Annotated in this window: 25 protein-coding genes; 20 read left to right on the plus strand and 5 right to left on the minus strand. The window is 45.6% G+C overall.

The annotated features are described in order from the left end of the window. Window positions 1-16: 16 nt before the first annotated feature. On the minus strand, window positions 17-721 hold the full coding sequence (locus tag ABH09_RS08300) for a B3/B4 domain-containing protein (RefSeq protein ID WP_253714042.1): 705 nt from the start codon (window positions 719-721) through the stop codon (window positions 17-19). 102 nt (window positions 722-823) lie between these two features. On the opposite strand from ABH09_RS08300, the gene folK reads away from it, so the two are divergent. The 4 genes from folK (at window position 824) to ABH09_RS08320 (ending at window position 3,616) form a co-directional block, all read left to right on the plus strand. Further along, window positions 824-1,312, plus strand: a complete 489-nt coding sequence (gene folK / locus ABH09_RS08305) for a 2-amino-4-hydroxy-6-hydroxymethyldihydropteridine diphosphokinase (protein ID WP_253714043.1) — start codon at window positions 824-826, stop codon at window positions 1,310-1,312. 97 nt (window positions 1,313-1,409) lie between these two features. Beyond that, window positions 1,410-2,186: a segregation and condensation protein A gene (locus tag ABH09_RS08310; RefSeq protein WP_253715756.1), complete on the plus strand. Its 777-nt coding sequence runs from the start codon at window positions 1,410-1,412 to the stop codon at window positions 2,184-2,186. Between the two features lies 1 nt (window position 2,187). Then, complete coding sequence (gene scpB, locus ABH09_RS08315) at window positions 2,188-2,721, plus strand: SMC-Scp complex subunit ScpB (RefSeq protein ID WP_006189743.1); 534 nt, start codon at window positions 2,188-2,190, stop codon at window positions 2,719-2,721. A gap of 160 nt (window positions 2,722-2,881) precedes the next feature. Beyond that, complete coding sequence (locus ABH09_RS08320) at window positions 2,882-3,616, plus strand: pseudouridine synthase (protein WP_253715757.1); 735 nt, start codon at window positions 2,882-2,884, stop codon at window positions 3,614-3,616. Window positions 3,617-3,680: 64 nt separating this feature from the next. Here ABH09_RS08320 and ABH09_RS08325 read toward each other — a convergent pair whose 3' ends face one another. Continuing rightward, entirely contained in the window at window positions 3,681-4,007 is a 327-nt protein-coding gene (locus ABH09_RS08325) for a DsrE family protein (RefSeq protein WP_253714044.1), read from the minus strand. Between the two features lie 34 nt (window positions 4,008-4,041). Next, on the minus strand, window positions 4,042-4,797 hold the full coding sequence (locus tag ABH09_RS08330; protein WP_253714045.1) for an RluA family pseudouridine synthase: 756 nt from the start codon (window positions 4,795-4,797) through the stop codon (window positions 4,042-4,044). Here ABH09_RS08330 and ABH09_RS08335 point away from each other — a divergent pair. Continuing rightward, on the plus strand, window positions 4,774-5,979 hold the full coding sequence (locus ABH09_RS08335; protein ID WP_253714046.1) for a hypothetical protein: 1,206 nt from the start codon (window positions 4,774-4,776) through the stop codon (window positions 5,977-5,979). The two genes, ABH09_RS08330 and ABH09_RS08335, sit on opposite strands and share 24 nt — an antisense overlap. 61 nt (window positions 5,980-6,040) lie before the next feature. Here ABH09_RS08335 and ABH09_RS08340 read toward each other — a convergent pair whose 3' ends face one another. Further along, entirely contained in the window at window positions 6,041-6,997 is a 957-nt protein-coding gene (locus tag ABH09_RS08340; RefSeq protein WP_162663867.1) for a TraB/GumN family protein, read from the minus strand. Between the two features lie 223 nt (window positions 6,998-7,220). Between ABH09_RS08340 and mraZ the strand changes: the two genes are divergently transcribed. The 9 genes from mraZ to ABH09_RS08385 all read left to right on the plus strand — a co-directional run bounded on the left by mraZ (window position 7,221) and on the right by ABH09_RS08385 (window position 16,106). Then, entirely contained in the window at window positions 7,221-7,670 is a 450-nt protein-coding gene (gene mraZ / locus ABH09_RS08345) for a division/cell wall cluster transcriptional repressor MraZ (RefSeq protein WP_253714047.1), read from the plus strand. Between the two features lie 5 nt (window positions 7,671-7,675). Beyond that, window positions 7,676-8,623 (plus strand): 16S rRNA (cytosine(1402)-N(4))-methyltransferase RsmH, encoded by a 948-nt coding sequence (gene rsmH / locus ABH09_RS08350; protein ID WP_162663868.1) that lies wholly within the window; start codon window positions 7,676-7,678, stop codon window positions 8,621-8,623. Between the two features lie 5 nt (window positions 8,624-8,628). Beyond that, on the plus strand, window positions 8,629-8,910 hold the full coding sequence (locus ABH09_RS08355) for an FtsB/FtsL family cell division protein (RefSeq protein WP_162663869.1): 282 nt from the start codon (window positions 8,629-8,631) through the stop codon (window positions 8,908-8,910). A gap of 4 nt (window positions 8,911-8,914) precedes the next feature. Further along, window positions 8,915-10,306 carry a UDP-N-acetylmuramoyl-tripeptide--D-alanyl-D-alanine ligase gene (gene murF, locus ABH09_RS08360; protein WP_253714048.1) on the plus strand — a complete coding sequence of 464 codons (1,392 nt, stop codon included), beginning with the start codon at window positions 8,915-8,917 and terminating at the stop codon, window positions 10,304-10,306. Continuing rightward, window positions 10,303-11,445, plus strand: a complete 1,143-nt coding sequence (gene ftsW, locus ABH09_RS08365; RefSeq protein WP_253714049.1) for a putative lipid II flippase FtsW — start codon at window positions 10,303-10,305, stop codon at window positions 11,443-11,445. The genes murF and ftsW overlap by 4 nt, the downstream gene beginning before the upstream one ends. Beyond that, on the plus strand, window positions 11,438-12,277 hold the full coding sequence (locus ABH09_RS08370) for a cell division protein FtsQ/DivIB (protein WP_253714050.1): 840 nt from the start codon (window positions 11,438-11,440) through the stop codon (window positions 12,275-12,277). Before ftsW ends, ABH09_RS08370 begins: the two co-directional genes overlap by 8 nt. Beyond that, window positions 12,270-13,511 (plus strand): cell division protein FtsA, encoded by a 1,242-nt coding sequence (gene ftsA, locus ABH09_RS08375; RefSeq protein WP_253714051.1) that lies wholly within the window; start codon window positions 12,270-12,272, stop codon window positions 13,509-13,511. Before ABH09_RS08370 ends, ftsA begins: the two co-directional genes overlap by 8 nt. A 22-nt stretch (window positions 13,512-13,533) precedes the next feature. Next, window positions 13,534-14,817: a cell division protein FtsZ gene (gene ftsZ, locus ABH09_RS08380; protein ID WP_253714052.1), complete on the plus strand. Its 1,284-nt coding sequence runs from the start codon at window positions 13,534-13,536 to the stop codon at window positions 14,815-14,817. A 530-nt stretch (window positions 14,818-15,347) separates the two neighbouring features. After that, window positions 15,348-16,106 carry a hypothetical protein gene (locus ABH09_RS08385; protein ID WP_253714053.1) on the plus strand — a complete coding sequence of 253 codons (759 nt, stop codon included), beginning with the start codon at window positions 15,348-15,350 and terminating at the stop codon, window positions 16,104-16,106. A gap of 120 nt (window positions 16,107-16,226) precedes the next feature. Here ABH09_RS08385 and ABH09_RS08390 read toward each other — a convergent pair whose 3' ends face one another. After that, entirely contained in the window at window positions 16,227-17,528 is a 1,302-nt protein-coding gene (locus tag ABH09_RS08390) for a dicarboxylate/amino acid:cation symporter (RefSeq protein WP_230977638.1), read from the minus strand. 443 nt (window positions 17,529-17,971) lie between these two features. Here ABH09_RS08390 and ABH09_RS08395 point away from each other — a divergent pair, with 443 nt between their 5' ends. From ABH09_RS08395 to ABH09_RS08420, 6 genes are all read left to right on the plus strand, one after another. After that, entirely contained in the window at window positions 17,972-18,463 is a 492-nt protein-coding gene (locus tag ABH09_RS08395; RefSeq protein WP_253714054.1) for a hypothetical protein, read from the plus strand. Window positions 18,464-18,554: 91 nt separating this feature from the next. Continuing rightward, entirely contained in the window at window positions 18,555-19,307 is a 753-nt protein-coding gene (locus ABH09_RS08400) for an ABC transporter ATP-binding protein (protein ID WP_253714055.1), read from the plus strand. Window positions 19,308-19,350: 43 nt separating this feature from the next. Next, entirely contained in the window at window positions 19,351-19,542 is a 192-nt protein-coding gene (locus ABH09_RS08405; protein WP_253675307.1) for a hypothetical protein, read from the plus strand. A gap of 11 nt (window positions 19,543-19,553) precedes the next feature. Continuing rightward, window positions 19,554-19,811 (plus strand): DUF4160 domain-containing protein, encoded by a 258-nt coding sequence (locus tag ABH09_RS08410; protein ID WP_253675308.1) that lies wholly within the window; start codon window positions 19,554-19,556, stop codon window positions 19,809-19,811. 10 nt (window positions 19,812-19,821) lie between these two features. Next, window positions 19,822-20,061, plus strand: a complete 240-nt coding sequence (locus ABH09_RS08415) for a DUF2442 domain-containing protein (protein ID WP_253675309.1) — start codon at window positions 19,822-19,824, stop codon at window positions 20,059-20,061. Between the two features lie 25 nt (window positions 20,062-20,086). Further along, a complete protein-coding gene (locus tag ABH09_RS08420) occupies window positions 20,087-20,545 on the plus strand; it encodes a hypothetical protein (protein WP_253714056.1) in 459 nt (152 codons plus the stop codon).

Raw genomic sequence — 20,545 nt, forward strand, 5'->3', positions numbered from 1 at the left:
CTCAGCTTTATACTATTTACAACTCTATAGAAGGATTCGCTTGCGTCAAAATTTCAGTTGTAACCGAGGCTCCAAGGTACTTTTGAGCATATTCGCCGATAAGCGCCAATGCGGCTTTTAAGTCTTCCAAGCGGGCAGGATCGAGATTTTCCATGATGATAAACGCATTTTTCGTATTTTCCGTAATCATCGTGCGCTGCCCATCACGCCAATTAAAACAGCGGCAGACGGCGCCTTTATTATCGCGATAGCACAACTCCCCTTCCAGGGTTTGGCTATGCTCTTCATCGCCGAGCGCAAAAAAATCATCGCCGCCCTTTGTAATACCGAGGATCAAATCGCCGTCAAAGGCATCGCTATCTTCCGCACCGCACGGTAAACCGAATTGCAATGATGCGGCATTGTAAATATCTACCAGCGGATTGATATACGAAACGGGATTCTGTTTTTCCACCCGCTTGAGCAGCGCCTCGATACTGCATCGGACGCCTTTCTTCGTCTTAAACTTCCGATACGCATCCCGCCAGATAGCGATAACGGGGTTTTCGCTGAACACATTTTTTACCAAAAATTTTTCCGCATCGGCATTACTCCGCGAAAGTAATACCTTTATATCACGGACACTTTCGCCGCTATTATCAATTCCCTTTAACAACACCACACCGAGCTGCGCTTGAGGAAAAAGCTCCCAAAAAGAGGCATCCGCCAAAAATTTACTCATACCGCTTTAGTATCTCCTTTGTTCTCAATGATGACAATGTGAAATAATATCACTACTATAAAAGTATACTATTTTTTTGTAAAGAGGCCGAAAATTTTAGTTATGGAAACAATTATATTGGGACTTGGCTCCAATCGCGGAGATTCAAAAGTAATCCTTGCAGAGGCCATTAAACGGCTCGCATCATTCTTAAGCGGAATCCGTACCTCATCCGTCTATATTACAAAACCGCAGGATTACCTCGATCAGGACGATTTTTACAACATGGTTGTATCGGGAAACTATGCAGGAAGTCCCGCATCACTGCTTAAAACACTCCAGCAGATTGAAGCGGATTACGGCAGAAACCGTGAAGCCGAGATTCCCAAAGGCCCCCGCACACTCGACATCGATATTCTCTTTTTCGGAAGTCAAATTGTTAAGCTCGATAATCCTCCGCTTATCATCCCGCACCCCGCGGTATACCGGCGAGCCTTCGCACTCATTCCCTTGCTGGAACTGTATCCTGATTACCGTAATCCCGTTACGCACCAGCCGCTCGCCGCCGCACTCGCTGCCCTACCCGATCAAGGCGTACGAAAAAGTCTCTGATGTGGTAGATGCGCCGTATCCCCAGCGCTTTTGAAAAGAGACGATGTAGATGCGCCGTATATTTTCAAAAGTTCTATTCTTCGATATAATACCGCCCATGATAACTGACGAAGATGAAAAGCACGAAGAACAGAACGCCGAAGCGCTGACTGCGTTTAAAGTCAATGATTTTGAAGGGCCGCTCGACCTTTTGCTCTTTTTAATTAAGAAAAATGAGATCAATATCTACGATATTCCCATCAGCGATATAACCGAACAGTACCTTGAATATCTCGATTACGCGGTAAGCCTCAATCTGGATAGCTTAACCGAGTTTTATGAACTTGCAGCACACCTTGTCTATATTAAAAGCAAGATGCTCCTTCCCGTCGAGATCGATCCGGACGATGAGGATATCGAAGACCCGCGTACGGAATTGGTCAACAAGCTGATTGAGTATCAGAAATTTAAAAAACTGTCGGTTTTAATGGAAGAAAAAGAAAGCGAAGCCGAATGGTTTTTTGAGCGCAAGAAAATACAGCACGCGCTTCCCTTTACCGAAGAAAACCTGTGGGAGCGGGTTGATACGTGGGAGCTTTTACGGACGTTCTCAAAACTGATGTCCAATTATAACTCGGAACAAATTCTTGACCTGTACGAAGAAGTGTCCGTAAACGAAAAGCTGACGCTGATGAACGAATTTTTGGAAGAAAAGGGCGAATGCCTCTTTACCGATTTGATTGTACGGAAGGGCAATCTGCTGGATGTTATTTGCGCTTTTATGGCGCTGCTTGAGGCGGTCAAATTCAGGATGGCAAGTATCTGGCAAAACAGGATGTTCGGCGATATAAAAATACGCCCGTGGGAAGCTGCCCGCAATGATGACGGAGTATAAAATGGAAAAAGAAACAGCCCTCGTAGAGGCAATCCTCTATTTGGAAGGAGAGCCGCTTGACGACGCTGCAATCAGTAAAATTGCAGGCTTATCGGTCGATGTCGTAAAAGAATGTATTAAAAATCTGAAAGATTCATATTCGGAAGGTTCGAGCGGTATCGAAATTACACAGATGATGGGCGGCTGGATTATCACGCCTAAAAAAGAATTTTGGGATGCATTGAAAGACCGCTATGGTAAAAAGAACGAAAACCGGCTTTCACGTGCCGCAATGGAAACGCTGTCGATTATCGCCTATTCTCAGCCGATAACCCGTGCCGAAATCGAGGCAATCCGCGGAGTTTCCGCCGACACGATGATTAGGCTTTTGGTAGAAAAAGAGCTGATTAAAGAAGTGGGGAAAAAAGACATTCCCGGAAAGCCGGTGCAATTCGGCACGACCAAGGAATTTTTAAAAGTATTCGGTTTAAACAGCATCGCGGACTTACCCAAGATGGATGAAACGGAGCAGGAGCGGTTCGAACTTGCGCGATAACAATCATTTTTCCAAATCGCCCCGAGCTTTCGACAGCAAACGGATAAAATCTTTCGATCACGGCACCCATAATGAAGGTAACGAAAACAACGGCAAGCGAACCGAATATTTCAACAACGGTACAGCTCCCGAAGATAACGGAAAAAGCGACAAGCAGGAGATGCGGCTGCAAGTGTATCTTGCCCATGCGGGGGTGGCGTCGCGGCGCGCCTGCGAAAAGATTATCGCGGAGGGGCGTGTTTCCGTGAACGGAACGCTTGTTACCGACATGGGCAGCAAGGTACGCGCCGGAGATACGGTACTCCTTGACGGGAAGCCGGTGCATCCCGAAACGTGCAAATGCTACGTACTATTGAACAAACCGGCGGGCTTTGTCTGCACGCTCTCTGACGAAAAAGGGCGTCCCACTGCTGCGGATCTTTTAAAAGAAACCTACAGCGAGCGGCTCTACAACATCGGCAGGCTCGATATGTTTTCGAGCGGAGCAATCCTCTTTACCAACGACGGGGATTTTGCGGCAAAGATAGAACACCCGTCGGCGCAGATCGAAAAGGAATATGTCATCGAAACCACGCAGGACTTTCCGCCGGAGCTGCTCACCCGCTTTGAACGCGGTATCCGCGTTGACGGCATTTTTTACAAATGCCGTTCAGCCGCTGCCATTAACCGCCGTAAGCTGCGGATTGTACTTGTCGAAGGAAAGAATAGAGAAATCCGCCGCGTACTGGATTCATTTAACTGCACGATAAAGCGGCTGGTGCGGGTTCGCATCGGGAACCTCGAGCTGGGCACCCTGAAAGCAGGAGAATTCCGCGACCTTACCGCAAAAGAACGGCAGGCGCTGCTTGACCTCGTGACGGAGAGTCAAAACGAGGAGCGAAAGTACACAGAATAATGTACAGAATTGAGGCTTTTAGCGGTGAACTCTTTTAAAGAGGGTACCTCCCCTCTTTCTCTTTTTACTCAATCGTATACTCGATAAAGCCTTCTGCTTTCCGTTTGATGATTTCTCCGATTCCGGCACGTACGGTTCTGATATTTTTATACTGTATGTCGTCCATCCCCTGCCCCGCTAAGGCATTATGGCACAGAGCTATGTCGCAACCGCAGTCCGTAAAATCATTTTCAAGATTCTTAAAATATTGTACAACGTCTCCGGCAAATACGATTTCAATTTCCGCCGTATCGCCGGTTTCTTTGCAATAATTTCGGTAATTGACTAATTTACTTTGCAATTTAGCGATCAACTGAAGCTTTTCTATTCTGAATAAAACTTTATAGTGCATAGTATTAAAACTATACCCTGCGGTTATGCACCTGTCAAGGAAGGCCATATATCCCTTCCGGTATCAATACATCGAGTGCGGCCTGTATATGTTCGGGTACCGGCACGGTAAAAAGGCGAAGCGTGCCGCCGATAGGAAATCGGAGGCGGTATGCGCAGAGCTGGAGCTTTTTAATGCGGGCGGTTTTCCAAAGCTGTTTATTTAACGCAAAGTTTCCGTGCTTATCGTCGCCGATAATCGGGCAGCCGATACCGGCAAGGTGAATACGGATTTGGTGCATTCTGCCGGTATGCAATCGGACGGAGAACAAGCTGTATGCGTCAGTACCTGCAAGCAGTTTGTATGCACTTGAGGCAGGCTTTGGCGTGCCGTTTTCCATAATCGGCGTATCGATAATGCCTTCTTTCGGAATAGGTTTCAGTATTTTTTTATTTACAGAATGTTCAAAACTGCCGAAGCATAATGCAAGATATCCCTTTTCGACCGCCCGCGACTCAAACAAGGTACGGCACGAACGGGCGGTGGAGGCGTTTTTTGCAACTACCAATAAGCCGGAAGTCTCTTTATCCAGCCGGTGTACCGGAAATATTTCTGTCCTGAGCTGCTTGCTTAAAATCTCGGTAAGGCACACGGAAATATGCGCGCCGCCCTGTACCGGAATACCGTAAGGCTTATTAACGATACAAATTGACTCGTCCTCGTATACAATCGGAATGGATTTCTTTACAATATTTTGTTGACTATTGTGCATAGTGGGGAGTATATGATGAATCGGAAAAAATTTCAGCACTTGTTATGTTTCATTCTTTTATCGTTTTGTATCGGCTATCCGCTTCGGGCGGAACTGATCAGCAATCCTTCATTAGGCTATACATTAGATTTACCGGAGGGATTCAGACAGGTGAATTCACGGGATAATTCCCGCTATCTTTATCAAAATACAATTATCCCCGTCGGATTACAGGTTGCGCTCTACCCGTATCAGCAGTTCGGTACGGTAACCGCTGCGGCAGAGCATATTTTTTCTCAACTGAAAGCGCAGAAAAAGGCGATACAATTTTTGATGCAGGGCAACCCCGCACTCGTTGCAAACCTTCAATTTACACAGCAAAACCAAAAACAGGCGGGGTGGCTTTTGGTGCAGCCGCTCGCCGAACAAAAGGGATGGCTGGTTGTCTTAACAACAACACAGGCGGCAAAAGCGCAGGAATATGAGCCGATGATGATTTCCTGCTTGGATGCGGTGTTCATCAGCCGTCAGTCCTTTTTTGAACCCGGCCCGATGATTCAGGCCGTTTATCCCAAAGAAGGAACGGTAAAAAAAGAAGTGCTCTTTAATGGAAAAAAACTTCTCGTGCATTTTGACCGCTCCGATTCCGAAGCGAACCAGGCAGTAATAGACCGCGAATTTGCCCTGCTGACACGCTACCTCAATTCCCCGCTGCAGCAAAAAGCATGGCAGCGCTATTACCGGATGATTTATCGCGACAGTATTGCTCGCTGCCGCCATCTTTCGCTGATGCTGGAAAAGGAATTAATCGAGGTGAGTAAAGAAGGGAAAATGCCTTCGGCAGAAGCCGTTGCCGCTTCTTTGCTTGCATGGATGCAGAACTTTACCTACAAGCGGGATGAAAACGGGGCTGACTTTTTAAACATACCGGCTGTGTGTACCGATCAGAGCGGCGATTGCGACAGCCGTGCGCTGTTGATGGCGGTGATATTGCAGCATTTCAACATCGATTCAATCTTGATGATTGCTCCCGGACAAAGCCATGCGGTTGCCGCCGTAGACTGCACCGGAGAAGGCGCCCGTTTTACGCACAACGGCAAACGCTATCTTATCGCAGAAACGACGGCAAAGGTCGCACTCGGAAAAATTGCACAAGACCTTGCCGACCCCAACCTTTGGTTTGCCGTTGATTGGTACACACCTCCTGAACGGGACGAGTATGGCTTCGGCAAGAAGGAATAGTCGGCTCATCTAAGGACGAGAGATTTTAGAGGTTTTCAACTGTTAAAGCGGCACTGTCGCTTTACTCAAGCATATTCTTCTGCCGCATAATTTCAAAAACACTTGACTTTCCAAGGAAGTGCGCACTACCTGCAAAGACAAACGTATTGCCACCTTCGTGCAAGTACTCGTCGAATTTCTGCGCCCATATTCGATTCCGATCGGTCAACAATGCATCAATATAGGCTTGCGCTTTCTTTTCAGAGAAAGAAGACGGTACTTCCAAGAGTAATTCGACAAGCAGGGATGAGAGCTCTTTTCGATTATTGCTTAGATAAAGATCCCGAATTTTATGCATCGCTTCCGTACTCTTATCAATATCTCGCAACGCTTGTATAGAATCCTTTAATATAGCAAGCTGATCGTCAAAAGTACCGTACGATAACGCTGCGAGTTGCTGTTCTACCGTATCGAGCGCCTCGATTTTTTTATTTTCAGCCCGCTGCATCAAATACATATCGATACCGTCTCCAGGCAGCAAACCAGCCTTAATCGTCAATAACTGTGCCAGTACCGTATTTAATACCCACGGATTAAATAAGGCAAACTGATGTACCGTATCATCGCCGATCATTTCATACAGAAAAACAAGTTCATCCTCTGATAAGACATTAAGTAAACTCTTTTTGGGGTCGGTATTCATATTTTTCATAATAACGGTTTGCATCTCACCGACGAGAGCTTCCATTTCGGCCATACCACCGAGCTCACTCACCAACCGATCGGCTTTATCGAAGGCACGCAGCACATTCTTTTCAAGCGGATAAAAACTTTTATCGGCAACATGAATAGTTCCGAGTACATAGACGGAGCCCTTATTACCCCTTATCTCCCAAAAAAAACGTTCGGGGCGCTCTATCAGTACCGGCCTCGATAATTCTGACGGCCGCTTACCCTGTCCCGTAGTCGTACAGGCAGTAAGCGCGATGCTCAACAGCAAGAGCAGTGTAATTTTTTTCACATATTTAAAAGCTATCATACAATCCTCCTATCGATAAAATAACGTTTTTTTGCACTTCCTACTAGAGGATTTAATCAGGGAAAAGGTTCAACTCTGGTCGAATAGTCTCAATTTTTCCGCGAGGATATAAAAAAATGTCTGATACATTTGCTGCATAATATCGGCAAAAAAAGCATTGACATTTATTATTTTACCGGTAAAATGAAGAAAGGTGGGTAAAAGTGGAGGAAAGTAGATAAAAGTGGAAAAAAGTGCGTTCTCAGGAGAGTATAATAATACGCTTGATGAAAAAGGGCGTATTATGTTTCCTGCAAAACTACGCTGTTTACTGCCGGGCTCTCAGATTGTGATTACCCGGGGAATTGACCGCTGTCTATGGATATTTCCTCCTGAAGAATGGGCATTGCTATCCGAAAAAGTTATGCAATCCGCTTCATTGTTTCAGGCAAACTCCCGTCTTGTCCTGCGCAGACTTATCGCTCCGGCGCAGGAAATAGACATTGATAAGGCGGGACGTGTTTCAATACCCCAAAGTTTACGTGAATACGCGCAGCTCGAAAAAGACTGCGTGCTATTGGGCATCAACCGTTATCTTGAATTATGGGATGCGGCTGAATATCGGGCTTATCTGGAGGGAAGCGAGGCGGATTTCCATCAAGCGAGCGAGGACTTGGGGCTTATTCGTTTTTAACATGTATGAACTTTATACACACACCGGTTTTATTACAAGAATGCCTGGAATTACTTGCTCCGGAAACATCCGATCCGCTTCTTATCGACGGAACATTAGGCGAAGGCGGCCACAGTGAGGCCTTTTTAACTCACTTTCCACAGTTAAAAGTTATCGGTATCGATGCCGACCCTGCCATTCAAGCAAAGGCAAAAGTACGGCTTGCCCCATTCGGCGAACGTATGCAGTTTTTTTTAGGCTGGTCGGATGCTTTTTTCGATGCTTATCCTCAAAATACACCTGCCCCATCGCTCATATTATTTGATCTCGGTATTTCTCTTTTCCATTATATGGAATCAAAGCGCGGCTTTTCATTCAGCGCCGCCGAACCGCTCGATATGCGTATCAATCCGAATGAATCGCTAACAGCCGCCGACATTGTAAACACCTACAGCGAAAAAAAACTCGCGGATCTACTGTACCTCTATGCGGAAGAACGGTTTTCGCGGCCGATCGCTCGTGCTATTGTCGCGGAACGGGAAAACCGTCCCTTTACGGAAGCGCGACAGTTAAGCGAAACCGTATTCCATGCGGTTCCCGTCCGCTTCAGACACGGCCCCATACATCCGGCAACCAAGACGTTCCAAGCCCTACGGATTGCCGTGAACAGCGAGCTTGACCGGCTGCCGCGCCTGTTGGAAAAAGCCTTTGCATGCCTTGCGGCAGAGGGCAAAATGGGCGTTATCTCTTTTCACTCGCTGGAAGATCGTATCGTTAAAAATTTTTTTAGAGACCTTGCAAAAAGCTGTATTTGCCCGCCTGAAATGCCGATATGTACATGTGGAGGCGTGCCCCGTGCAGCTTTGCTTACGAAAAAACCGGTCGGCCCCTCTGCCGAAGAGACAGCCGGTAACGCACCATCCCGCAGCGCCCGGCTTCGTGTTATAAAAAAGCTCTCTTTGAGGAGGTCATAACCGCTATGAAGCACTTGTTAGCATTCATCCTTACCGTGAGTATTCCTTGTTTATTTTTCTTAACCGTCAAACAATCGCAGGTTTACAATACACTGGAACGTGAGGTAAACGCATATAACGATGAGCAGAATCGCCTGATTGCAGAAAATAAACGGAAGATTTCGGCTATTTCCATCCTCTCAAAACCGCAGCGGATAGAAAAAATTGCCGTCGAAGAATTGGATATGCACAAAGCAGATTCCTCGCAGATTATCCGCGTCTCCTTGGATAAGGAAAAGAAGGGATAGCTCCATGTTATTGGGTTGGGAGGCTCTCTGCACGGCAGTCGCAGGCACATTCATTTGCAATTATTCTCCTTATGCGGGCTTCGATTCCGTTACGACAGACAGCAGAACTGTGAATCCCCATGCCCTTTTTATTCCGCTGCGAGGTACACAGCAAGACGGGCACCGTTATATCGAACATGCCCTGCGGCAAGGAGCAGATTGTATTATTGCCGACGCAGCACACCTCGACGTCCACGATAACACTCAGCATATTATTGCTCTCTGCAAAAGATATGAAGCCTCCTGTATCCGCGTTGAACATACGCTGAAGGCATTGCAGGACGCCGCCGCCGCTTATCTGGAGCGATTTCCACAGCTTCTTAAAATCGGAGTAACCGGTTCAAACGGTAAAACAACGACGAAAGAACTGCTTGCCTCTATCTTTGCACAGGAATACCACACTGTAAAAAATGAGGGTAACCTCAATTCGGAAACAGGACTGCCGCTCTCGGTGTTCACCGTAACGAAAGAACATGAAGTGGGCATTTTTGAGCTTGGTATGAACCGGAAGGGAGAAATTGCGGAGCTTGCCGCAGTCCTGAAACCGAACATTGCCGTTATCACCAATATCGGCACCGCGCATATCGGGATACTCGGTTCCAAAGATGCCATTGCCCACGAGAAAAAACAAATATTTTCCTGTTTTGATGAAAACTCAGTCGGCTTTGTCCCCGATAAGGACGAATATACGGCTTTCTTACAAGAAGTACCGCACGGGAAAACCTTTACCTACAGTGCAGCTCCCGACGCCTATACCCTCGAAGGGCTTTCAGGTACAGAGATCCGGTATAAGGGAGAAACCATCCGTTTACCACTCCCGGGAATCCATAACGTACAAAATGCCTTTGCCGCGATTGCCGTTGCGGAATACTGCAATATCCCGCTGCGATCAATAAAAGCAGGCATCGAAAACATGCAGGCACTATTCGGAAGGTCGCAAATTATCCGCGGACCGGTAACCTACCTGCTCGATTGCTATAACGCCAATCCCGATTCTATGAATGCGGGGCTTGCACTGTGTGCGAATATTGCAGTAAACGGCAAGAAGATTTATGTACTTGCCTCGATGAAAGAACTGGGTGCGAAATCAGCGGAAGCACATCGCGCCGTATGTGCAGCAGCTTTCGCCTCCGATGCCGATGCGTTATTTTTTTTCGGTGAAGAGATGTGTAAAGCAGCCGTCGAGCAAAATAAAACTTCAAATAAGCCTTTTTTCTGCTTTAGAGAATCCGATGCAAATAAACTCCGCGATACCTTAGATAGTCTATTAAAACGGAACGATTTTGTGTTTCTAAAGGGATCCCGAAGCCTTCAACTGGAGCAGTTTGAATCTATTCTGCAAAAGGAGCGGGTATGACACAGCATACTATCACCGTTGAAAAGAACATCAATCGCGACCGATACAGCTTTACTTTTATCCTGCTTGTGCTCATCATGGTTGGAGTCGGAATTGCGGTACTCTATTCGGGCTCCCTGCATTACGCCGAACGTTTTTTTGATGACCCATCTTATTTCGTTGTCCGGCAATTCCGTAATCTTCTTGTAGGCTGCATCGGTCTCATTTTTTTTTCATTTTTCAGTTTTGACCATTTGCGAAAATTACTCCCCTATCTACTGATAGCCGGTTTTATCTTCCTGTTGCTCCCGTTTATTCCCGGCATTGCTTCGCCGCGGAATGGTGCTAACCGCTGGATCTCTATCGGTGGTTTTAGTTTACAACCATCGGAATTTATCAAGCTTCTGCTCATTATCTTTCTTGCAAATTTCTTCGATAAAAAAGCTGATCAATTGGATGTACCGCTGATTGCCATACTGCCGCCTTTTTTTATTACATCGATATTCGTATTGCTAGTATACCTTGAAAACGATTTTTCTAGTGCAATTTTTCTAATACTTATATTCATGGTCATGTTTTTTGCTGCGGGAGGACCGCTGCTTTGGTTCCTTAAAGGACTGATTATTACCATCCCTTGTGCAGTACTTATGGTTGCTACCTCCACCTACCGGATGAAGCGCGTACTCTCTTTTATTTCCCCCGATAGCGATCCACTCGATACAGGGTATCAAATCAATGCAGCCCTCGAAGCACTTGCCGGCAGCGGCCTTTACGGTACGGGAATAGGAAACGGCGTACATAAAATTTCAAGTGTCCCCGAAATATACTCCGATTTTATTTTTGTCGCATGGGCGGAGGAAATGGGTTTTTTAGGTGTATGCGGATATCTTGTACTTTTGCTTACCTTTACTGCAGTAGGTTATTTAATTGCATTTTCCTGTAAGAACAGGTTCGGCTGCTATATTGCCTTCGGAGCAGCCTCCTCAATCGTCCTTCAATCTTTTTTAAACTTAGGAGTCGTTGTCCGCCTACTGCCCGCAACCGGTATTCCACTCCCCTTTTTCTCATTCGGAGGATCTTCACTCATTACCAGTCTTTGCCTATGCGGACTGATTATCAATGTTTCAAGCTATTCAAAAAGGAGCGTCTCACATGTCTGATATTATCGGTTTACAAAACCATGCTTACACAGAATTGCAGCAATCACCTCAAACCGTTAAAAAAACAAAAGGGAAGCAGCTCCTTAAAATTATCATTTTAGTGATGTTGTTATTTTTGGCGGGTGACTCCGTTTATTATCTTTTTATCTTGCCTTTTAATTCGACGGCAAAGATACAGTTTTCCGGAATCGACACCGTTCTCGAAGCGGATCTAAAAAAAGCAGCAGGCCTTACCGGCACGGAAAAATGGGGAAAGATCGATAAAGATGTGTTATTGCATCGGATTGCAAGTTATCCGCTCGTTGCGGAAGTACACGTACTTAAAAAATATCCGGACAAGGTTCTGATTGAAATAACCGAACGGAAGCCGGTAGGCGTATTACTCGCAACTGTTGCCGGCCGAACTATCCCGATGGAAATAGATAGAACAGGAACAGTGTTTAAAGCAGCATCCAAGAAAGAGCCGCAAGAGTTACCCATTATCAGCGGTCTCTCTTTTCAAACTATACGGGCGGGAATGAAGGTGCATAAGCAGCTTGTGCCGTTGTTTAGACAGCTGGATCTTTTGCAGAAGAAAAATCCGGCCTTACTCAGCGAAATTTCCGAAATGAAGATTGAACAGAAAAAATACGGAGGTTTTGACCTTATCCTCTATCCGGTGCGAACTCAAGTTAAAGTACGTGCAGACAGTACATTGAATGAGGATCGATTGCAGTATATGATGTTAACGTTGGATGTCATACGGGAACTTGATCTGAGTTCAAAGATTGAGGAGTTGGATGTACGGGCAGGAACCGCTTCCTACCGTTTAAGAGGTGAAGCCAATGAGTGATATCATAGTCGGATTGGATATAGGTACCAGCGCAATCAGAGCTGTTGTCGCTGAAAAACTGGAAACAGGCGTTCTGCAAATTATCGGCGTGGGCACCGGCATTTCCGAAGGCTTACGGAAAGGAACCGTCGTTAATATCGAGAAAACCGTACAGGGAATTCACGAGGCAGTGGAAGCCGCAGAGATGATGTCCGGCGTGGAAATTACGCACTGCATTACGGGAATCGGCGGCACCCATATTGAAGGACTTAATTCCCGCGGTATTGTCGCCGTTACCGATAAAGGAAAAGGAAATCGGGAAATAGACCAACAGGATATCGACCGCGTTATAGAAGCTGCAAAGGCTGTTGTTATTCCGATGGATAGGCGTGTCATGCACGTAATTCCTCAATCATATATCGTCGACGATCAGCGCGGTATTGCGGATCCGCACAACGTAATCGGTGTCCGTATCGAAGCGGAGGTGCATATTATTACCGGGTCGGTTACCTGCATCAAAAATATCGTCGACTGTGTGAAGCGTGCCAATTTGCAAGTTGACGCACCGATGTATCATGGGTTAGCCGCTGTAGAATCCGTTATGACACAGGAAGAACAGGATCTCGGTTCGGTACTCATCGATATCGGGGGCGGCACCACTGATATTGTGGTGATGTCGGGCGGAGCGCCGATACTTACGACCGTGCTGCCCGTAGGCGGAGGTCATGCGACAAACGATTTGGCAATTGTAAAAGGGCTTTCAACCGAGACCGCAGAAAAGCTCAAGATAACCGACGGATGCTGTTGGCAGCCGCTTTTGGAAGATAATAAATCGGTACTGATTTCCGCTCCGGGCGGACGGGCACCGATACAGATTGAAAAAGCGGATATATGCGATATTCTGCAAGCCCGAATGGCAGAAATTTTTACGATGGTAAAGGATAAAATAAGCCCTGCAATCGCTACGAACCGATTTGCAGGTAACGTTATCCTCTGCGGCGGCGGTTCGCTTATGCAGGGTGCTACGGAGCTTGCTTCCGAAATTTTCGATACCCCCGCCGTCAGATTAGGTATTCCGGGAACCTTCGGCGGTTTAACCGGAGAATACCGCAGTCCCGAATTTGCCGCCGTACTCGGACTGATTTTATCGCAGTACAAACAGCGGGCAGCTTCCGGTGAAGAAACGAAAAAAATGGAAGCAGAACAGGGTAAAATTATCGGTAAACTCAAAGACTTTTGGAAAAATCTATTTTAATATAGAAGGGGAGGGAACATATATGGATTACCAAGTAATGCAGCAAAATGAACTGTTACCGGTTAATCCCACCGTTATTAAAGTAATCGGCGCGGGAGGAGGCGGTTCGAATGCAGTTAATAGGATGTTGGAGTGCAACATACAGTACGTCGATTTTATCGTTGCCAATACCGACGTACAGGCGCTTAATTATTCAAAAGCACCGATGAAATTAGTGATCGGATCAAAGTTAACCGGAGGACTCGGTGCCGGTGGAAAACCTGACATAGGTGAAAAAGCCGCTATGGAAGATACCGAAATTATTGCGAATGCAGTCCGCGGTGCACACATGGTGTTTATCACCGCCGGTATGGGCGGCGGCACCGGTACCGGTTCGGCGCCGGTTATCGCAAAGATAGCCCGTGATCAGGGTGCCCTAACGGTTGGTGTCGTTACCAAACCATTTGCTTTTGAAGGGCGTGCAAAGATGCGTACCGCCGAAGCAGGAATTGAAAAACTTCGCCAAAACGTCGATACGCTAGTCGTCATCCCAAATCAGCATTTATTAAACCTTGTAGACAGTAAGCAGACGATAAAAGACGCATTCGTCATGGCGGATGACGTGCTGCGCCGTGCAGTACAAGGCATTGCCGATATTATTACAAAAAACGGATTGGTCAATATAGACTTCGCGGATGTCCGCTCAACGATGGCCGGTCAGGGCGATGCACTCATGGGTGTCGGCACCGGATCGGGAGAAAATCGAGCGGTGGATGCGGCAACCAATGCCATCAACAACCCGCTTTTGGAAGATTCGCATATCGAAGGCGCAACGCGAATACTGGTGAATATCTACGCAGCGGAGATGCCTTCTACCATAGAAGTCAACGATATTATGGAAATCGTTACAGCAAACGCCAACCCCGATGTAGAAACTATCCACGGTATTACCGTCGACGAAACCGACGAGGCCATGAAAGATAAAATCACCGTAACGGTCATTGCAACAGGTTTCCCAACCGATACGGATCCGATTCCGAATCTTATGCAAAAGCAGGGACAGCCCACAGGGGCAACAGCTCAACCTGAACCGCTCCATACGTCGTTTTTACAAAACGATTTTATTTCAGCAAGCGAATGGGCAAAGCTGCAAACACCGCAACAGCCTACCCTACCCGGTCTCGGCCCGCGGAATGCAGGAATACCGGCAGCCCCGCCGCCCCAACCGGCAATGGCTGAAGCTCCACGCCAGCCTATCCGTGTGCAGCTCCCCGGCGCTAATACGGATTTGGATGTGCCGGCCTACATACGCAACAAACCCTTTTAAAAATATGCGGGCATCTGCGTTGTCGCATCATGAAAAGTGTACATCCTTGTACACTTTTCATGGCGAGTTTCGCGTAAGCGCGAAACATCGCTTCTGATGGAACCAGCGGCATCCATGCCGCTTCTGAAACTAGTATTCAACGTATCAGAACGAACAGGGATGTTCGTGCTTATAAGCAGTAGCGAGTTTGCACTGCAAACTCGTCGTTAAAAAGCGTACACGGATGTACGCTTTTTAACAGTCTATTTTTCAAAGGCTAACGGAAAGGCTAGGTACAAAATTATGACCCTTTATTCGTACGAGGATTTAATATCTCGGCGCTCTGCGTCGGAGTTGTTGATTCCAGTCTTTTTGTGCAAAATTTTGGATAAAATTTTGCACAATTTATTTTAAAAGAAGGATAAGCACACTAGACAAATTACTCAAAATCGCAGAATAAGAGAGATTGTTTAAAGGCAGTTAGATGTAATTACCATGAATTGGGAAAAGTCTAGAATTTTTACAATATTTCTGATATGGTACCGCCGATTATGACTAAAAAACTAACCTCGAATCGTCTGTTATATATCTTAAATGCCGGAATGGTGACCTTTGCAATGGTAATGAATATCAAAGCAGCTATTCCGTACGTATCTGTTATACCGTATATGAGCTTCATCAAAGCAGCGCTGAATGCTTTCTGCGTGTGTCTTTCCATTATTCTTATCATCCATCCTGAAAGAAAGCTATTAACCTATATCGTCTTTTTTGCCGAAGCAGGCAATGCTGCTCTTGTCGGATTTATAGGCATTGGAACTTCGCTGTTCTGCATAGGGATTGTCTTATGCTTTATAAACGGAGAATTTGCTGTCAACCGCAGAAGAAAAGTGATTATACTCAGCATTTACTGGGCGCTTGTTATTGTAACAATCTGGCCTGTCCTCGGCTTTATATTTGTTATATTCGAAATTTTAGGGACGCTATTCGGGCTTACCGCATGCATCGCGCTTTATCAAAAACTCGAAGGAAAGCTTTCGTATCTTTTGCTGCCGGAGGAAACGGTAATGGCCACAATTACGCTGCCGCCTAAAGGTTCAACCTTAAAATTATCGGATTATGAGCTTTCGGAACGACAAATCGCATTTATCCTTGGTTCGATTAAACAAGGTGAAACCTACGAAGTACTGGGCAATCGGTATTATGTAAGCACTTCTGTCGTAAAAAAGGATATGGCGGCAGCCTGTAAGTATTTCGGCGTTGCAAACCGAGAAGCCCTGCGGATTTTACTGTTGCAATATAAGTTGGAATAAAGCCTCTCTCCCCTAACGCTCCGCGCCAAGGGAGAAAATCGCTCCTTTTTTAAAAACACATCCGTTACTTGATGATATAGGTTATATTATATATTCCCTTATATTGATTGACCGGAGAGATTAGTTATTCGCTTGGTTTACCGCTTGATATTTTTCCTCCTGTTTGGAAACAATGAGCGTACCGACCACATCGCCTGTTACATTGATACAGGTTCTTCCCATATCAAGCAGTGCGTCTATTCCGAGAATCATGGCGTAAGCCGCTGCTACGGCAGAACCTTCGGTGAGTTTTAAACCGCAGGAGTCGAGCACCATCAGCAGCATAATAGCACCCGAACCCGGAACACCCGCAGTGCCGACGGCCGCCAGTGTCGCTGTAAGCACCACGGTAATCTGCTGTGAAAGACTCAACGGAGAACCGATTGCATAACCGATAAACATCGCGCAAACGCCGAGATAGATGGCAGTACCGTTCATATTAATTGTCGCTCCGAGTGGCAGCGTAAACGAAGAAATACTGCGCGGAATCCCCAAATTTTCTTCTGCAACGCGCATAGTAACCGGCAACGTGCCCGATGACGAACGAGTTACAAATGCAGTGATCATAATCTCATGAATCTTCTTAAAAAAGGTTATCGGAGAAACCTTTGATGCGGCAAGGATGGCACCATACACTGCAATCGTTTGCACGACAAATCCGAGATAGGCGCACAGCGTTACCATTAAAAGAGGCCCTATTGCCTGCGGTCCCTGTTGAGCAAACACGATGGAAATTAGAACGAATACGCCGATAGGCGCGTATTGCATAATTCCGCCGACGATTTTATACATTGCCTCTGCCGCTCCATTACAGCCGAAAAACACGGTATCGCCGCTTTTCCGAAGCAATTCGTCTTTTGAACCGCGAACAAAAGAAACGGCAAAACCGAACAACATTGCAAATAATATAATGGGCAGCATATCCCCTTGCGCAAGGGCTTCCATCGGATTGGTGGGGATCATTTTTAAGAGGATTTGATTCATTGCAGGTGCTTCACTGATCTTCGCCTTTGCAGCCGCCGAACCGATAACCGAAAAACCGAAGCCGGGACGCAACAGATTGGCAAATACAAGCCCGACGAATACGGCAAGCGCACTGGTTAATAAATAGTAGATAATGATTTTTACGCCGATCCGCCCCAACTTTGCCGGTTCAATACTAGCCGAACCGCAAATAATGGAAAATAATACGACAGGCACAACAATCATTTTCAGCAATCGAATAAATACATCGCCAAAAAATTTTGTATACGTTACGTACGGTTGTACTGCATCGGGGAAAAAACCGAGTACGATACCGGTAATTGCACCGAGTATCAACGCACCGAGAATTCGTTTTAGCAAGTTTGAATCCAGATACAGCCTTAATACATTTTTTTTCATCATGAACCTCCTTTAATTACTGCGAGATAGCTTTAAAAACAAAAAATTTGGAAGCATCCCGATAGTATGATTTTATTATACCCCCTATCAGAGCTAAATGCAAACAAATTTTAAGGTAGCCTGTTTCGCGACGGTAGTTTCGGAGCAATATAAATACAGGGAATCTCTACAAACAGCAGGCATATCGACTCGTTTTGTAAGGAAATGGTTTATCATACCCGCTAGCGCAAATCGCAAATCATTTTTTACTTTAACATTTTACTCTGACGTTATACTTGACCTCACATTACGAACTTATTATCCTAGATATCTCGAAGAATACGGAAGCCGTAATACAGCACCGCCATATAGACGTCGCATATGAAAAACGGAATACAACATATTTTTTCGTAACGGTGTTCGACCTTCTTATGTTTACTATAGTTAATCAAATAGGAGATAATATGATAAAGAACAGTATTGCAGCAGGGATCCTGCTCGTTGTTTTGAGTATGGCCGGATTGTATGCACAATCGCAAAAACCGCAGCCAGAACCGTACTTAACCGAAAAAGCTGTAAAAGGGCTTATCAAAAATCACGAAAAGCTGCTTGAAAGCCTCAATACCATTCTGGACGGCGAGGATTCTAAAGAAAAGCAATGGTTTGAATCCTTTCAGGCTGCTCTGGGAGAAGATACCAATCCGGCGGCTTTTCTTAAAAAGAATCCGACGCCGAAAAAACTGCAAGCGCTTTTCCGGAAGTATGGGCTCGACGGAAAAACAGGACTATTGCAAATCATGGTGATTGCCTATGCCGCTTTGAATTCCGAATATGGGGCTATTCCTCTTGAAATTCATCCGGATGATTTGAAACTCGTACAAAAATACCATACGGAACTGTCTGAATTACTCAAGCCCATACCGGTTGAAACGGAAAGCGATACAGGTGATCAATAAAAAACACGGTTACAAAATCAGCAGTCGAAAGCATTAGCTTATCACACTCATTTTATGCTATTTTAGTAATTACAATTCGAGGAGATCATATATGACCATTGTACAAGTTAAGAATTTACGCAAAACCTATCCCTTAGGGAAGGTTTTGGTAGAAGCTGTTAAGGGAATTAATTTTTCCATCGATAGCGGGGAATTTGTTTCCATTTCCGGACCGTCCGGCTCAGGGAAATCCACTACGCTCAACATGATTGGCTTGATCGATACGCCGACCTCCGGTGAGCTTATCATAAACGGAGAAACAATTTATCAAGAAAAAGACTTTACCTCTCTTTCCAAACGGAAAAACAAGGGCTTAAAAATTCCGCCGAAGCTCGACAAGCGGATCACTCAGCTGCGCCACGAGTATCTGGGCTTTATCTTTCAATCCTTTAACCTGATTCCTGTTTTGGATGTATACGAAAACATCGAGTTTCCGCTCTTGTTCGGTAAGGCAAAAGAAAGCAAAGAAAAGAGTAAGGAATGGATTGAGCACCTCATTGAAAAGGTCGGATTGAGCGAATGGACGCACCATAAATCGAACGAGCTTTCAGGCGGTCAGCGGCAGCGCGTTGCTATTGCCCGTGCCTTGGTTACCAAGCCTGCATTGGTGCTTGCCGACGAACCCACTGCAAACCTCGATTCCAAAACCGGCGATCAGATTCTTGCACTGATGAAGGACATAAGCCGCGAGTTTAATACCACCTTTATCTTCTCCACCCACGATGCAAAAATCGTCAATATGACCGACCACCGCATTAAAATCTTAGACGGAAATGTCGTCGAGGACACGAAGGTTAATGGGTAATTGGTAATGGGTAATTAGGAAAATGTGAAGAGGAATAGGAAAGATGCCGTATGAAATGCTTGAACAGAAAATAAGAGCATTGCCGCAGGATTACTATGAGGCGCTTGTGAACTATCTCAATTATTTAACTGAGAAAGCTGCGCAAGGGGAACAATTTTGCGAAGCAGATGCTTTTCAGAAAATGCGTGAAGCGGGTCTTAAAACGGTTTGGGAGTATGTAAAAGATGACGCGTGAGGGACTATAAAATGCCAGTATTGTCAATGTTTTACGGGGTTATTATCAGTATGTTCTATAAAGATCATAACCCGCCGCATATTCATATTCAATATGCAGAATATAAGGCGATTGTGGACTTTAATGGTGATATACTTGAGGGAGAACTCCCTAGCAAGCAACGTAAACTAATAGAAGCGTGGATTGTTTTGCATCAAGATGAGTTATATGCAAACTGGCAGCTTGCAAAAGACAAGCAAGGTCTATTCAAAATTGATCCTTTAAAGTAGAGGTATATCTATGATTTATCCGACAGAAGTGCAGTATTTACATGATTATGAATTGTTGATTACGTTTTCGAACGGAGAAAAAAGGGTTTATGATGGGCAGGATGATATAACGCAAGGAATATTCACTCAGTTGAGAAACAAAGCACTCTTTGCGCGTGCCCGTATAGAACGGGGGACTGTTGTGTGGAATGATGAGCTTGATATAGCTCCTGAAGCACTGTATGCCGAAAGCGTTGTATATACAAGGTAGCTGCTAGGGGGATAAGGACTGAACAATGAAAAGAAAAACGATACTGTTTTGTTTGACGACGGTTTTTGCGGTAAGCTGCTTGTTCGCAGCGAGTTGTGGCGGTGAGAAAGGCGGAACAGCAAAAGCGGCTGTAACGGAGACTGACTACAAAGGCAAAGAAGCGGTTTTTGTTTATGACGCCGGAGAAAACCTCGTAACAGTTCTTGCAGAGAAGAAACAGCTTGAGTATATCGGTGCGCTTATCGGCGGAAGCATCGGTCAAAGCAGTGAGGCGGCTACGCTGGAACTTGTTATAGATGTACCGGAGGATGCAAAGGTGCTCTATCGCTATGTGTTCAAAAATAGAACGGAACAAAAGATGAACTTGTATGTGTATTCAAATTATCAAAAAATCCGAATAACGGATATTCCCCTGCTTTCTTCGATAGTATGGGATGTTACCGATGCGGATTATGATACATTGATTCACCCGGAGAAAATATAA

Origin of the sequence: Treponema sp. OMZ 803, from assembly GCF_024181165.1 — a bacterium.
Lineage (GTDB): Bacteria > Spirochaetota > Spirochaetia > Treponematales > Treponemataceae > Treponema.